This is a genomic window from Lysobacter fragariae (assembly GCF_054779775.1).
The window spans coordinates 364104-378466 of record NZ_BAAGXP010000002.1; the positions used below are offsets into that span (position 1 = coordinate 364104).

13 protein-coding genes and 1 pseudogene are annotated in these 14363 nt (G+C 67.0%); 5 read left to right on the plus strand and 9 right to left on the minus strand.

What is annotated here, in order from left to right:
• Positions 1 to 244: 244 nt before the first annotated feature.
• From ACYVD7_RS04270 to rph, 9 genes and pseudogenes are all read right to left on the minus strand, one after another.
• A complete protein-coding gene (locus ACYVD7_RS04270; RefSeq protein WP_460759477.1) occupies positions 245 to 856 on the minus strand; it encodes a DUF2059 domain-containing protein in 612 nt (203 codons plus the stop codon).
• A 122-nt stretch (positions 857 to 978) separates the two neighbouring features.
• Positions 979 to 2310 (minus strand): Xaa-Pro dipeptidase, encoded by a 1332-nt coding sequence (gene pepQ, locus ACYVD7_RS04275; RefSeq protein ID WP_460759479.1) that lies wholly within the window; start codon positions 2308 to 2310, stop codon positions 979 to 981.
• 168 nt (positions 2311 to 2478) lie between these two features.
• Positions 2479 to 2832, minus strand: a complete 354-nt coding sequence (locus ACYVD7_RS04280) for a PilZ domain-containing protein (protein ID WP_460759482.1) — start codon at positions 2830 to 2832, stop codon at positions 2479 to 2481.
• Positions 2829 to 5138 (minus strand): DUF1631 family protein, encoded by a 2310-nt coding sequence (locus tag ACYVD7_RS04285; protein WP_460759484.1) that lies wholly within the window; start codon positions 5136 to 5138, stop codon positions 2829 to 2831. Before ACYVD7_RS04285 ends, ACYVD7_RS04280 begins: the two co-directional genes overlap by 4 nt.
• 106 nt (positions 5139 to 5244) lie before the next feature.
• Entirely contained in the window at positions 5245 to 6408 is a 1164-nt protein-coding gene (gene hemW / locus ACYVD7_RS04290) for a radical SAM family heme chaperone HemW (RefSeq protein ID WP_460759487.1), read from the minus strand.
• A complete protein-coding gene (locus tag ACYVD7_RS04295; RefSeq protein ID WP_460759489.1) occupies positions 6402 to 6695 on the minus strand; it encodes an antibiotic biosynthesis monooxygenase family protein in 294 nt (97 codons plus the stop codon). Before ACYVD7_RS04295 ends, hemW begins: the two co-directional genes overlap by 7 nt.
• A gap of 92 nt (positions 6696 to 6787) precedes the next feature.
• Positions 6788 to 7408: pseudogene (gene rdgB, locus ACYVD7_RS04300) on the minus strand (RdgB/HAM1 family non-canonical purine NTP pyrophosphatase); the annotation flags it as partial.
• 49 nt (positions 7409 to 7457) lie between these two features.
• A complete protein-coding gene (locus ACYVD7_RS04305; RefSeq protein ID WP_460759492.1) occupies positions 7458 to 7853 on the minus strand; it encodes a VOC family protein in 396 nt (131 codons plus the stop codon).
• Between the two features lie 276 nt (positions 7854 to 8129).
• Positions 8130 to 8858, minus strand: a complete 729-nt coding sequence (gene rph / locus ACYVD7_RS04310; RefSeq protein WP_460759495.1) for a ribonuclease PH — start codon at positions 8856 to 8858, stop codon at positions 8130 to 8132.
• Positions 8859 to 9009: 151 nt separating this feature from the next.
• On the opposite strand from rph, the gene ACYVD7_RS04315 reads away from it, so the two are divergent.
• The 5 genes from ACYVD7_RS04315 to ACYVD7_RS04335 all read left to right on the plus strand — a co-directional run bounded on the left by ACYVD7_RS04315 (position 9010) and on the right by ACYVD7_RS04335 (position 14265).
• Positions 9010 to 9870 carry a YicC/YloC family endoribonuclease gene (locus ACYVD7_RS04315; protein ID WP_460759498.1) on the plus strand — a complete coding sequence of 287 codons (861 nt, stop codon included), beginning with the start codon at positions 9010 to 9012 and terminating at the stop codon, positions 9868 to 9870.
• Between the two features lie 125 nt (positions 9871 to 9995).
• Complete coding sequence (gene gmk / locus ACYVD7_RS04320; protein ID WP_460759501.1) at positions 9996 to 10613, plus strand: guanylate kinase; 618 nt, start codon at positions 9996 to 9998, stop codon at positions 10611 to 10613.
• A gap of 380 nt (positions 10614 to 10993) precedes the next feature.
• Complete coding sequence (gene rpoZ / locus ACYVD7_RS04325) at positions 10994 to 11293, plus strand: DNA-directed RNA polymerase subunit omega (RefSeq protein WP_460759504.1); 300 nt, start codon at positions 10994 to 10996, stop codon at positions 11291 to 11293.
• 303 nt (positions 11294 to 11596) lie between these two features.
• The gene (locus tag ACYVD7_RS04330) at positions 11597 to 13783 is read left to right on the plus strand and encodes a RelA/SpoT family protein (RefSeq protein ID WP_460759507.1); all 2187 of its coding nucleotides are present in this window, start codon (positions 11597 to 11599) and stop codon (positions 13781 to 13783) included.
• 98 nt (positions 13784 to 13881) lie between these two features.
• The gene (locus tag ACYVD7_RS04335) at positions 13882 to 14265 is read left to right on the plus strand and encodes a RidA family protein (RefSeq protein WP_460759509.1); all 384 of its coding nucleotides are present in this window, start codon (positions 13882 to 13884) and stop codon (positions 14263 to 14265) included.
• Positions 14266 to 14363: the final 98 nt, after the last annotated feature.

Consider the following 14363-nt stretch of genomic DNA (forward strand, 5'->3'; position numbering starts at 1 on the left):
GCTGTCCGGCGCGAAAACCAGATCCCTCGCTGCGCTCGGAATGACAGGGCAAGACTTGTTCAGTCCTCCTCGGGAACGTCAAGAAGCTGGAATTTCGAGCGGGGCGGGAAGTCCTGATCGTGGTGTCCGCAGATTCCTCACCACGTCCCGGGATGACAATTCCAGGTTGCCAGACCTTCCGGGATCGCTGAAAACGAGACGGCCGCGCGTGGCGGCCGTTCGTTCACCGCGAGTGTCGCCGCGCTTACTTCGCGCCGGTCACCGGCGTCGCTTCCGTCGCCTTGCCTTCGCCGGAACTGGCCTTGCCGGAGCCGGTTTCGCCGGACTTGCCTTCGCTCGCGCGAAGTTCGGCGAAGGTCTCCTCCTGCAGTGCTTGCAGCTTCGGCATCATCTGGCCCATGCGTCCCTGCATCGCCTGCATGGTGTGCTGCATCACCTGCGGCATCTTCGCGATCACGGCCTGTCCGGCGGGCGAGCGATAGAAGGACAGCATGCCGTCGACTTCGCCCTGGGTGAACGTCTTGCGGTAGACGTCGAGGAAGATCGGCTCCATCGACTCCCACGTCATCTCCGACTTGAGCAGCGCGATGACCTTGCCCTGCATCTTCGACAGGATCTCCTGCTGCTTCGGCGTGAGTTCCTGGCCCTGCGTCGCCTGTTGCATCGACTGCTGCATCATCGCATCGACCTGGGCCATCGAGCTGTCCAGGATCTTGCGCGATTGCGAAACCTCGATGAGTTCGCGCAGCGAGGCATCACTGACGGCGGCGTCTGCGCCGCGGGCAGCGGTTTGTTCGGCGGCGCTCGCACCGTGACAGGCGAGCAGGGCAAGCAAGGCGTACTTGGCGATCTTCATGTGGGTCCCCGGAGTTGGAAGTGGAGGCCGGAGTTCACGGTCCGGCCATGGCAAATCTGATCGACGATTGAGGTGTCGGTGTTTTTCAGGCTTCTAATCTGGCATCGCTCGAGCCCGCGATCTCAGTCGCCGAACTGCTCGCGGGTCAGGTTGATCGGATCGCCGTCGGTGCACACCACATCGTCTTCGATGCGGATGCCGCCGTAGGGCTTGAAGGCTTCGACGCGGTCCCAGTTCACGCTTGGACCCAGGCCCTTGTCCTTGAGCTCGTCCAGCAGCATGTCGATGAAATACAACCCCGGCTCGATGGTCACCACCATGCCTGCCTCCAGCACGCGGGTCAGGCGCAGGTAGGGATGGCCGACCGGCTTGGCGATGGTGCCGCCGCTGTCGCTCTGCGCGAAGCCGGCGACTTCATGCACCTGCAGGCCGATGCCGTGGCCGATGCCGTGCGGGAAGAACGCGCTGCTCACGCCAGTCTCCACCGCGACTTCCGGCGCGACGTTGATCAGGTCGAAGTCGCGCAGGATGGTCGCGATGGCCATGTGGGCATCGAGGTGCAGCTGCTTGTAGTCGAAACCGGCGCGGACCTGCGCGCACATCGTCCGTTGCGCGGCGTCCATCGCATTGATCAGCGCCTGGAAGTCGCCTGACGTGTCGCTCGCGTAGGTGCGGGTGATGTCGCTGGCGTAGCCGTGGAAGCTCGCGCCGGCATCGATCAGGAAGCTGCGGAAATCCTTCGGCGGCAACCGGTCGCGTTCGAAGTTGTGCAGCACCGCGGCGTGTTCGTTGAGGGCGATGATGTTGCTGTACGGCAGGTCGTTGGCGTCCTGCCGCGCTGCCTGGCAATACACCAGGTGGATGCCGAACTCGCTCGTGCCGGCGCGGAATGCGCGCTCAGCGGCGCGGTGCGCGCGCACGCCAATCCGCGAGGCCTCGCGCATCATCTCGATTTCGTACGGCGTCTTGAACGCGCGGTGGTATTCCAGGTAGGCGATCACCGCTGGCGGATTGTTCGGGGCGAAGTCGCCCACCGTGCTCAACGCCTCGCCCAGGATCGCGCAGCGCGCCGGATCGCTAGGGAGGTGCTGCAGCGCTTCATCGGGCTTGCGGATGACGACGATGTCGAAGTGCTCGGCCCAGTAGCCCGACGGGGCTTCCGGCACGACGTGCCAGTAGTCGAACGGCTGCAGGTAGATGAGCTTCGGCCGGCGACCCGGCGTGGCCACCAGCCAGCTGCCGGGATTGCGCGTCAGCGGTGCCCAGTGCTTGAACTGCGGATTGGTCGCGTACGGATAGTCGCGATCGTCGAAGAGCTGGTAGTGCAGGGTGCCGCTGGGAACGACCAGGTGGTCGAAGCCGCCGCGCGCGAGGGCTTGCGCGGTGCGTTCGTGCAGGACGTCCAGGTGCTGCGGATACAGCGCAGCGATGCGGGCGGGAATGGCGGGGTTCATGCGCGCTCACCAGGGGAGGGTGGGCGCATTCTACGTTCGGCCGGCGCAAGGCGCCGTGTGCAATTGGTCAGTCGCCGATGCCGCGCTTTGCCGTATTTGCCGGGAGCGGAATGCCAACATGCTGGTCGCGATCCTGCCTCCCATCGGCACGACTGCGCCGTTGGCACTTCATGCGTAGCGACTGCCGGGAGCGTCGATCCAGCTGCGCAGCTCCATCATCTGGTCATCGCTCATGCTGATGAAACGAAAGCCCGCCCATGCCTGGCCCGCGGCGCTGGCCTGGTCATTCCACAGCAGTTGCGCACCGACTTCGATCGAGGGCTTGCCTCGGCCAGTCGGGCCATCGGGCAGGCTGAAGCGCAGCTGGTAGAGCGCATCGGGCACGAGTGGCGCGCTGGCCATTACCAGCATGCCGGTCTCCGACAGGTTGCCCAGGTTGCCGATCACGACCTCGGTCATGCTGTCGATGATGTGGACGGTCTCGGCTACCTGGCGCCGTCGGCTGCGTCGGAATTCCTTCATTCGTACGACTCCCCGGTTGCGTGTTCGCCGTGGTGGATGAAGTTGCGCAGCACCCCGAGCGCGCTGTGCCAGGCGCGATCCACCAGGCTGCTCTGCTCGACGGTGACCACGCGCAGCTGTCCATGCGCCAGCATGCGCGCCAGGCTGTCCAGCGACTGCTCGCCCACGCGCTGGCCGCGCTGGTTGACGAACAGCGCGTGGTCGGTGAGCGGGCTGTACCACGACAGGCGGCGGCGTATCGCATCGCCCTGTTGGTTGGTGAGAAATTCGAACCAGGTACCGAACGGCAGGTGCTTGAGTTCCTCATAAGCCAGCTGCTCCGGCTCGGTGCGCGGCGGCAGGTCGGGTTTCTCGCCGGTGGCATCCTGGCCCAGGCGGCCGCGGGCCTTCAGGCGCATGGTCAGCTCGGTGCGCGAGGCCGGATCGTCCACGTCATCGTCGATGTTGGCGGTCAGGCGCCTGGCGATCTCGCTGGCTTCCTGGGCGTGGTAACCGACCAGGCCCAGGGCGTGCTCGATCTGCTCCGCCAGTCCGGGCGGTGCCGGCCGGGTGTCGGTGAGCGAGGTCGCCGCGATGATCGCGTGCGTCGCGGCCAGTTCCCGGACCCATTCATCGGACTCCTCGCCGTGACGCAGCAGCATCAGGGTCAGCACGTCGGCCCAGGTGTTGACCAGCAGCGTCTGCACGAAGCGCGGCAGCTTGTGGTCGCGCGATGCACCTTCGATGATCTCGGCGGCGCGGGACTTGGCGAGTTCCAGCTTCTCCTTGCCGCGCGCGGCATCGACATGGCGGCGCTCGGCCACTTCGGCGCGACGCGCCATCGTCTGCAGGTGCTGCTGCACGCGCTGGTTGGCGGCATCGAAGACGCTGGCATCGCCCTGGTAATGGGTGACGACGTCGTCCACGGCGCTGCGCAGGTTTTCGTTGAGCTGCGGGTCGGCTTCGTCTTCGGGCAGCCAGGAAGCGCCGGATTCGGCGACGGCGTTGAGCAGTTGCCGCGCCGGATGCTGGTGGCGCACGAAGAAACCGCGGTCCTTCAGCACCAGTCGCAGCAACGGCACCACCAACTGGTGCATCAGGCGGTGGCTGGGGGCGTCCTTGCGCACTTCGCGCTGGATCTCGTTGAGCAGGATCGACAGCAGTTCAAAGGCGTCGTTGTCCTCGCGCGACAGCGCCGCGGCTTCCCCGCGCACCTGCCGCGCCTGTGCCAGTAGGGCCTGGCGCACGTCGTGCACGCTGCGCGGTGCGCCCGCGCTGGACTCGCCGGGTTCCTTGGACTTCGACTGCAGCCGAGACAGGCCCTGCATCACGTCGTCGGTGCTGAGGTTCGACTTGTGGCCGCCGCCCTTCCCGGGCTTCAGCTTGCCCAGCAGGTCGCGGCGCGAGGCCAGCATCTGCTGCAGCATGGCGAAGGTCTGCGCCTCGGCGTCGCTGTCGGCGACTTCGTCACCGCCGAACCACGCGGTGTGCGGACGCGCGCCGGTCGGCATCGTCGCGGGCTGCGCGGTGGCGCCGGCGATGTCCTCCAGCTGGCCGCGAACGTGTTCGCGGCGCAGGCGCACGGCTTCGCCGGTGAGTTCGGACTGCACCGTCGGGCGGATGCGGATCGGGACGTAGGCCAGGTTGGGCAGGATGTTCTCGCGCGCCAGCGTGGCGTTCATCGCCTCGACCAGCTGCATGTAGCCGTTCAGCGCGTAGTGGTCGAAGCAGCGGAACAGGTCCAGTCGCGGCGCCAGGTCGATCTGCAGGACCTGGCTGGCCTGGGCCAGGATCAGGCCGAGCTGCTGCGGACCTACGGGCAGCTTGTCGGCCTCGAAGGCGGGCGTACCGGCCATCACGCCGAAGCGCTGGCCAAGCAGGTGCAGCGGCAGGCTGGAACGCGCTTCGTGGCGCGAGGCCACCGCGCGCAGCACGCTGCCTTCGTCGACTTCATGGTCTTCGACCAGGCGCAGTTCGCCGAAATGCAGGTGGCCGGTGGGCTTTTCCTCGACCGGCGCCACCAGTCGGATGCTGGCCAGCGCCGATTCCATGCCGCTGAGGAACTGCGGAATCAGGTCGGCGCGGTTCTGCCGCACCATGCGCAGGGTTTCGAAGTGGGCCTGCTGCTGGCCCGGACTCGGGGCTTGGTCGGCCTGGCGGAACAGCTGCTGTTCGAACTCGATCAGCATGCGTTCCAGCGCACGCGCCATCTCGTCGGAGGCCAGTGCGTAGAGTCGCTCCAGCGCGCGCCGGACCCGTCGTGGCAGGGTGGCCGAGGCCAACGTAAGGCGGTGCGAGGAAGCTGAAGACCCGAAGATCACGGACATGATTCCTTCCCGACGGCCCGGCTGAGCTTGGGAAATCTAACCACGCTCACGTTCTTATCGCCAGCGGGCAGGCGGTCATCCGGTCGTCCGGTCGGCGCCGACGACCCTACAGGAACAACGACACGAGGTCGTTGGTGAACCGGCGGCCCGCGTCGGTCGGCCACACGTGGCTGCCCTCGAGCGCCAGCCAGCCCTGCGCGCGGGCCTGTTCCAGCTGCGGGGCGATGGTTTCGACGGGCAGGCCGGTGCGGTGGATGAACAGGTTCAGGTCGAAGCCGTCCACCAGCCGCAGCGCATTGAGCATGAATTCGAACGGGCGGCGATCCGCATCGATGCGATCATCGCCCCCGATCGCGCCGTCGCTGCCCGCCGCGGCGAGGTAGGCGGCGGGATGCTTGTGCTTCCAGCGCCGCAGGATGCTCTGCTCATGGCCCAGGGTCAGCTTGCCGTGGGCGCCGGCGCCGATGCCCAGGTAGTCGCCGAAACGCCAGTAGTTCAGGTTGTGCACGCACTGGCGCCCGGGTTGCGCGTAGGCGCTGACCTCGTATTGCGCGTAACCGCGCGCGGCCAGCATTGCCTGGCAGTGCTCCTGCATGTCCCAGCTGGCGTCGTCGTCCGGGATGCCCTGCGGCGGTTTTGCCGCGAACACGGTGTTGGGTTCCAGCGTGAGCTGGTAGTGGCTGACGTGCGTGGGCTGCAGGGCGAAGGCGCGTTCGAGGTCGTTTTCCGCCATGGCCAGCGTCTGCTGCGGCAGCGCGTACATCAGGTCCAGGTTGATGTTGTCGAAGCCGGCGTCCTGCGCCAGCTTCACCGCCGCGTCGGCCTCGCGGCTGTCGTGGATGCGCCCAAGACGTTGCAGGCAGCCGTCGTCGAAACTCTGGATGCCGAAGCTCAGGCGATTGATGCCAGCGGCGCGGTACAGCTCGAAGCGGCCGTGTTCGGCGGTGCCCGGGTTGGTTTCCAGGGTGATCTCGCAACCCGGCGCGAAACGCAGGCGGCTGCTGGCGGCCTGCAGGAACCGGTCGATGTGCTGCGGCGGGAACAGGCTGGGCGTGCCACCGCCGAAGAACACCGTCTGCACGCTGCGACCCCACGCCAGCGGCAGGTCGTGATCGAGGTCGGCCAGCAATGCATCGATATAGGCATCGAACGGCAGCGCGCCGCGACCTTCGTGCGAATTGAAATCGCAGTACGGACATTTGCGCACGCACCACGGCAGATGCACATACAGCGACAGCGGTGGCGGCGAGAGTGTTGCGGTGTTCAGCATGATGCGTAGCGACCGATGCAGCGCTCCGCGACGGTCAGCGCATCGCCGCGTGCGTCGATGGCGGCGTAGCGGTCGCGGGCGGCTTCAAGGAAGGCGTCGTAGTGCGCGGTGGAGTCCCAGCGGTCGATGGTGACAAAACGCCCGTCGACGCCGCGCAGGCGTTGGGTGTCGATGTAGCCATCGTGCTCGCGGAACAGCGCGGCCCAGTCGCCGGACGTGCTGTACAGCGACGTGAACGCGGCGTCGTGGCCGGCGCGCACTTCGTATTCCCAGATCACGACGAGCATGACTGCGCCGCGGCGTGGGCGGCCGCCTCTTTCAAGGATGTCCCTTCCGGAGCCAGCTCTTCCGGGGGCGTTGCCTGAAGCGCCATTCCACCCAGTGTCGCGCCCTCCAGCTTGGCCCGCAGCACGCTGAGCGCGCGACCGCGGTGACTGCGACGGTTCTTGATCGCCGGATCCAGCTGCGCTGCCGCAAGCCCGCTTTCCGGGTCCAGGAACACCGGGTCGTAGCCGAACCCGCCATCGCCCTGTGGCGTATGCAGGATGGAGCCGGGCCATATGCCTTCGGCGATCAGCGGTTGCGGATCGTCGGCGTGGCGCAGCAGCACGATCACCGCGTGGAAATGCGCGGCGCGTTGACCGTCGGGCACGTCTTTCATCGCATCGAGCAGCTTGGCGATGTTTGCCTTGGCATCGCCGTGCGTGCCGGCGTAGCGCGCCGAATACAGTCCTGGCGCGCCACCCAGCGCATCCACGCACAATCCGGAGTCGTCGGCGAGCGCCGGCAGGCCGGTGGCGAGCGCGGCATTGCGCGCCTTCAGCAATGCGTTCTCGACGAAGGTCAGGCCGGTTTCTTCCGCGTCAACAACGCCCAGTTCGCCTTGCGTCACGAAGTCGAAGCCGCCTTCGCCCAACAGGTCGCGGAACTCCGCCAGCTTGCCTGCGTTGCTGCTGGCGACGACGAATCTTTTCGGAGCGGATGTCTGGTTGGAATTCATGACGGCAGGCGGGTCGCGGCAGGCAATGACGACAGTAGCGGGACGGATCTCAGGGAGTGACCAGTTCCACCAGGTCCCAGCGATTGCCGTACAGATCCACGAACACGGCGACGGTGCCGTAGCTTTCGCGGCGCGGATCCTCGGCGAAACGCACGCCGCGTTCGACCATCGCAGCGTAGTCGCGGGCAAAGTCGTCGGTGTGCAGGAAGAAGCCGACGCGGCCGCCGACCTGGTCGCCGACGCGGGTGCGCTGCGCCTCGGTGTGGGCCTGCGCCAGCAGCAACGCCGTACCGGTCGCGCCGGGCGGCGCCACGCGCACCCAACGCTTGCCATCGCCCAGGTCGGTGTCCTGCAGCAACGTGAAGCCGAGCACCTGCGTGTACCAGGCGATGGCTTCGTCGTAGTCGCCGACGACCACGGCGACGTTGGCCAGATGTTGGGTCATGTGTTCCTTTTACTGCAAAGCGGGGAGGGTAGGCGGGTCGAGCGGCTTAGCGGCGTAGCGGAGGGGCGGACAGGCCGGACGGGGTGCGCCGGGCTTCGCGGGCTGTCGCACCGCTCGCTGCAGGCGGAATACAACCCGCCTCCCGCGTCAGGGGCGAGACACGCACCGCACCGGATGTGCCGACACCGCCGGCGCGCTATTCAGGTTCGGGCGACGATGGGAGATTCGCGATCGACGGCGCGCGGCGGTGTCCTGCGCGCGCCAGCCAAGCCGGGGTTATGCCAGCGCTTCCCGTTGCAGGGCGATGAGCTGCGTGATCCCGGACTGCGCCAATGCGAGCAGTTCATCCAGCTCTTCACGGCGGAACGCATGGCCTTCGGCCGTGCCCTGAAGTTCGATGAAGCCGCCGCCGTCGTTCATGACGACGTTCATGTCGGTGTCGCAGTCGCTGTCCTCGGCGTAGTCCAGGTCCAGCACCGGCGTTCCGCGGTAAACGCCGACCGACACGGCCGCAACCGCCCCGAACACGGGGTTGGTGGTGATCATCCGCTTGGCCTGCATCCAGCGCATCGCATCGACCAGCGCGACATACGCGCCGGTGATCGCGGCGGTGCGGGTGCCCCCGTCAGCCTGCAGGACGTCGCAGTCGAGGGTGATCGTGCGTTCGCCCAGTGCCTTGCGATCGATGCACGCGCGCAGCGCGCGACCGATCAGGCGCTGGATCTCCAGCGTGCGTCCGCCCTGTTTGCCGCGTGCGGCTTCGCGGTCGTTGCGGGTATTGGTCGAGCGCGGCAGCATCCCGTACTCCGCGGTCACCCAGCCTTCGCCCTTGCCGCGCAGGAAGCCGGGGGCCTTCTCGTCGACGCTCGCCGTGCACAGCACGCGCGTGTCGCCGAAGCTCACCAGGACCGAACCCTCGGCGTGGCGCGTGTAACCGCGTTCGATGCGCACATCGCGCAATTGGTCGGCGGTGCGGCCGCTGGGACGCCGGAAAGTCGTATTCATCGGCCGCAGTTTAGCAGCCGCCGCCGCAGCCCACCCGGAGATGCGCTCCGGGGCCCCGGGCGACGCGGCTCGCAACCAGGATCTGCCGAAGGATCGTCGCGCCCCACGCAATGGCATACTGCGCGCCCAAAAGAACCGGCCGGAGTCCCGCATGATCCGCAGCATGACCGCCTTCGCCAGCGGCGAACGCGCCACGCCCTGGGGCACGCTCGGCTGCGAACTGCGCTCGGTCAACCACCGCTTCCTCGAGATCGGCGTGCGCCTGCACGACGAACTGCGCTCGCTGGAGCCGGCGCTGCGCGAGCGCGTCGGTGCCCGGCTGACACGCGGCAAGCTCGACCTCACCCTGCGCCTGCGCAGTCCGGAAGGCGGCAACGGCCTGCAGCTCGATCCCACGCGCCTGCGCGAACTCAGCGACCTGTCCATCGACCTGGCCGCGCGTTTCCCTGGGCTGCACACCGATTTCACCCAGCTGCTGCAGTTTCCCGGCGTGCTGCAGGCGCCGGCCACGGATGCCGCGGCGTTGCAGGAACAGGCATTGGCGTTGCTGGACGAAGTGCTGGATGAATTCGTCACCTCGCGCGAACGCGAAGGCGCCAAGCTTGCGGCGGTGATCAACGAACGTGTCGACGGCATTGCCCGCATCGCCGGCGATGTACGCACGATGATGCCGGCCATCCGCGCCGGGCAGCGGCAGAAGCTGGAAACGCGGTTGGGTGAGCTGACGCAGTCGCTTGAACAGGGACGGCTCGAGCAGGAACTGGTGCTGTGGCTGCAGAAGCTCGACGTCGAGGAAGAGCTCGATCGCCTTGATTCGCACGTCAGCGAAGCGCGCCGCGTGCTCAAGCTGAAGGAGGCCGTCGGTCGCCGCCTCGATTTCCTGCTGCAGGAATTCAACCGCGAAGCCAACACGCTGGGCTCCAAGTCGGTCGACGCGCGCAGCTCCGCCGCCGCGGTGGAACTGAAGGTGCTGATCGACCAGGTGCGCGAGCAGATCCAGAACATCGAGTAGCCGGGCGGTAGCGGGCTGCGGGTTCGTAACCACGTACGATCCCGGCAGTGGTCCCGACAGCTCAAGCGAATCCCCTGTTTTCCTGAATCATCTTCCCGAATCATTTTCGAGAGCCCCGGCCTGCAATGCGCGGAACCCTCTACATCGTCGCGGCGCCTTCCGGTGCCGGAAAATCCAGCATCGTCAACGCCACGCTGGCGCGCGATGCGAACATCGCGCTGTCGATCTCGTTCACCTCGCGCCAGCCGCGTCCGGGCGAACGCCACGCCGAGCACTACCACTTCGTCAGTGCGGCTGAGTTCGAGGCGATGGTCGAAGCCGGCGATTTCTTCGAGCACGCGCTGGTCCACGGCGACTGGAAGGGCACGGCGCGGCAATCGGTTGAACCGCAGCTGGCCGCGGGCAAGGACGTGCTGCTGGAGATCGACTGGCAGGGCGCGCGCCAGGTCCGCAGCAAGGTGCGCGACGCGGTGAGCGTGTTCATCCTGCCGCCGTCGCGGCCGGCGCTGGAGCAGCGCATGCGCAACCGCGGCCAGGACAGCGAAGAGGTGATCCGCCAGCGCCTGGACGCCGCCCGCGAAGAGATGTCGCACTACACCGAGTTCGACTACGTCATCGTCAACGAGCGCTTCGACACCGCCGTCGACGAGATGTGCGCGATCTTCACCGCCAGCCGGCTGCGCCGGGAGGCGCAGGTGGCGAGGCATTCGCGCCTGATCACCCAGCTGCTGGTGGACGAATAGGGTTTGCCGTTCGTAGGGCAGGTCTTGACCCGCCGCCCGGCTGCTCCGGGTGTTTCGATGGCTTGATCCCGCGCAGGTTGGGGGCGGGTTTGAACCCGGGTCCCCAATTTTGTGGGCGGCGGGTCAAGACCCGCCCTACGCTGACCCGCTGATTCCGTGAGCGACTCGAGTGCGGTGATGCCTTGGTCTCGGGATGACAACAGGCGCCAGGATCGCCTCCGGCGACGGCACAAATGGGGCTGGGCCCGACCCAGGGCGGGTCGATTCGCCCTAACTATTTGATTCATATGGAAGCGGCTTGCTTTCGCCCCGCCGGAGCACTTACACTCCGCACCCCCTCAAAGCCTGCATGGACGGCCGCCTGGCCGCCCGGGAGTCCCATGGCCCGCATCACCGTAGAAGATTGCCTGGAAGTGGTCGATAACCGCTTCGAACTCGTCATGATGGCCGCCAAGCGCGCCCGCCAGCTGGCCAACGGCGTCGAATCGCAGCTGGACAACAGCGAAGCCAACGACAAGCCCACCGTGCTGGCCCTGCGCGAAATCGCCGCGCGCCGCATCAACACCGACTACATCGACGCCGTCGAGAAGTCCGAGCGCGAGCGCAAGGAGCGCGAGGCGCTGGAATGGGCCGCCGCCGAAGTGGTCGCCGACGACGACATGTCCAAGGGCGACGACTGACCGGTCGTCCACCCACCGAGATACAGCAGACGGCCCCGCTTCGGCGGGGCCGTTTGTTTTCCGGCCTCTGGTTGCGTAGGCATGAACGAGGCTGGTGTAGGCCAGTCAACCCGCTCGTCCTGAGCGTAGGCGTGAAACGCCGAAGTCGAAGGGCCTGATGCCATGCGACGTGACGGTTCCCCGCCGAACGCTTCCCGGCTTCCGACGCGCACCAAGATATTCGCGTCGCCATTCCTGTGCTCTGACTCCCGGGCGATTGCCCTGTCCATTGCACCCCGCCGGTCGCGCCCTTAGATTCCAGACATGACTCCTTCGACGCCCGTACTCGATCCGGCTGTCGCGTCCTACGACGCGGACATGCCCGATTACGTGCGCGAGCTGGAGCAGGCCGCCCACTACCTGCCCGAACCCCAGCGCGTCCTGCTGCGCCGGGCATGGACCGTCGGCGCAGCCGCGCATGCGGGGCAGGCGCGCAAGTCCGGCGAGCCGTACATCACCCATCCGGTAGCAGTCGCCAAGGTGCTGGCCGACCAGGGCCTGGACGTGGAGACGCTGATCGCCGCGATCCTCCACGACACCCTCGAGGACACGCCGCTCACGCCCGAAGCGATCACCACCGGCTTCGGCGCGACCGTGACCGAGCTGGTCGACGGCGTCACCAAGCTGGACAAGTTGCAGTTCCGCGACCGCCAGGAAGCCAACGCGGAGAGTTTCCGCAAGATGCTGCTGGCGATGTCGCGCGACCTGCGCGTGATCCTGATCAAGCTCGCCGACCGCCTGCACAACATGCGCACGCTCGGCGCGCAGAGCGTGGAAGCGCGCCGCCGCATCGCCACCGAGACGCTGGAGATCTACGCGCCCATCGCCCAGCGACTGGGCATGAACCTGATCAAGGCCGAGCTGCAGGACCTCGGGTTCCGCGCGCTGCATCCGTGGCGCCACGCCGTGCTGGAAAAGCGCATCCGCACCCAGCCGGTGATGCGGCGCGAGGCGATGGTGCAGATCGAGGCGCAGCTGGCGCAGAAGCTGGCCAAGGAAAAACTGCAGCACCGGCTGATCAGCCGGGTGAAATCGCCATGGAGCATCTATTCAAAGATGCGCGGCGAGCACAAGAACTTCACCCAGGTGATGGATGTGTTCGGTTTCCGCATCGTGGTGGGAAGCGTGCCCGACTGCTACCACGCGCTCGGTGTCGTGCATGCGGCGTACAAGCCGCTGGACGCGCGCTTCCGCGACTTCATCGCGATCCCGAAGGCGAACGGCTACCAATCCCTGCATACCGTGCTGTTCGGCCCGTACGGTTCGCCGATCGAAGTGCAGATCCGCACCGAGGACATGGACCTGATCGCGGAAAAGGGCATCGCCGCGCACTGGTCGTACAAGCACCGCGGCGACATGCCGTCCAGCGCGCAGAGCCGCGCGCACAGCTGGATCGCCAGCCTGGTCGAGTCGCAGCGCAGCACCGGTTCATCGCTGGAATTCCTCGAGAACGTCAAGGTCGACCTGTTCCCCGACGAGGTCTACCTGTTCACCCCAGCCGGCGACATCCTTTCGTTGCCGCGCAATGCCACCGCGCTGGACTTCGCGTACGCGGTGCATACCGACGTGGGCAACCGCGCCGTCGCCGCGCGCGTGGACGGCAAGCTGGTGCCGCTGCGCAACAAGCTGGCCAGCGGCCAGCGCGTGGAGATCATCACCGCCAAGTCGGCCTCGCCCAAGCCGCAGTGGCTGGAGTTCGTCGTGTCCGGCAAGGCGCGCACCTCGATCCGCCAGCAGCTCAAGCAGCTCGAGCACGAAGACGCGGTGCAGCTCGGCCATCGCATGCTCGACCGCGCGCTGGAATCGCTGGCGACCTCGCTGGAGCGCGTGCCGGCGCAGCGCATGGAAGCCTTCCTCACCGAACACCGCTATCCGCGGCTGGAAGCGTTGCTGGCCGACATTGCGCTGGGCAACCGCATGCCGCAGCAGGTGGCGCAGGCGCTCACGCGAGAAGCCGCCGCCAAGCCGCGTCGCCGCGTCGTCGCCGATCCGGTGCCGATGCCCAGCAGCGGCGACAACATCCTGATCACTGGCGCCGAGCGTGGCGTCATCAGCTTCGCTCAATGCTGCCTGCCGATTCCCGGCGACGAAATCATGGGCTACCACACCACCGGGCGCGGCATCGTCGTGCACCGGCTGGATTGCCCGAACGTTGCCGAATACCGCAAGTCGCCCGACCGCTGGGTCGCGATCGGCTGGGACCGCAAGGTCAACGGCGACTTCCCGGCGGGGCTGCGGATCGAACTGGACAACCGCCCCGGCGCGCTGGCGCAGGTCGCCGCCGCCATCGCCGAAGCCGGGTCCAACATCGATCGCGTGGAATACATGGAGCGCGACACCAACGTCTCGTCCATCCGCTTCCAGATCGAAGTCGGGGACCGTAAGCACCTGGCCGAAGTCATGCGCCGGGTGCGCCGCCTGAAAGTGGTGCTGGGCGTGCAGCGGATCTGAAGGCAAGGGGTTGTCGACGCGAAGATCGGACGTCGCGTGGGCGGGCATTACACTACCCGTACAGAAAACCCATCTCGAATCCCACACCGGACTCCTCCATGTCACGCGACATCATCCACAGCGACCGCGCTCCTGCCGCCATCGGCCCATATTCGCAGGCAGTACGCGTTGGCGACACCGTCTATCTGTCCGGCCAGATCCCGCTCGATCCCGCCACCGGCCTGGTGATCGAAGGCGACATCGAGGCGCAGGCGCGCCGCGCCTTCGCCAACCTGCAGGCAGTATGCGAAGCCGCGGGCGGATCGCTCGACCACATCGTGCGCGCCGGCCTGTTCCTCACCGATCTCAACGACTTCGCCAAGGTCAACGCGGTGATGGCCGAATATTTCAGCGCACCGTTCCCCGCGCGCTCCACCGTGCAGGTCTCGGCATTGCCGCGCGGCGTCGAGTTCGAGGTCGACGCGATCATGGTGCTCGACTAAGCCGGGTACCGTTGTTGCCGGCGTGAGAGCGTTATGCCCCTGTAGTGCCGAGCTTGCTCGGCACGCTTTCCCCGGGCGCCAACGCCGCCGGGCAAGTT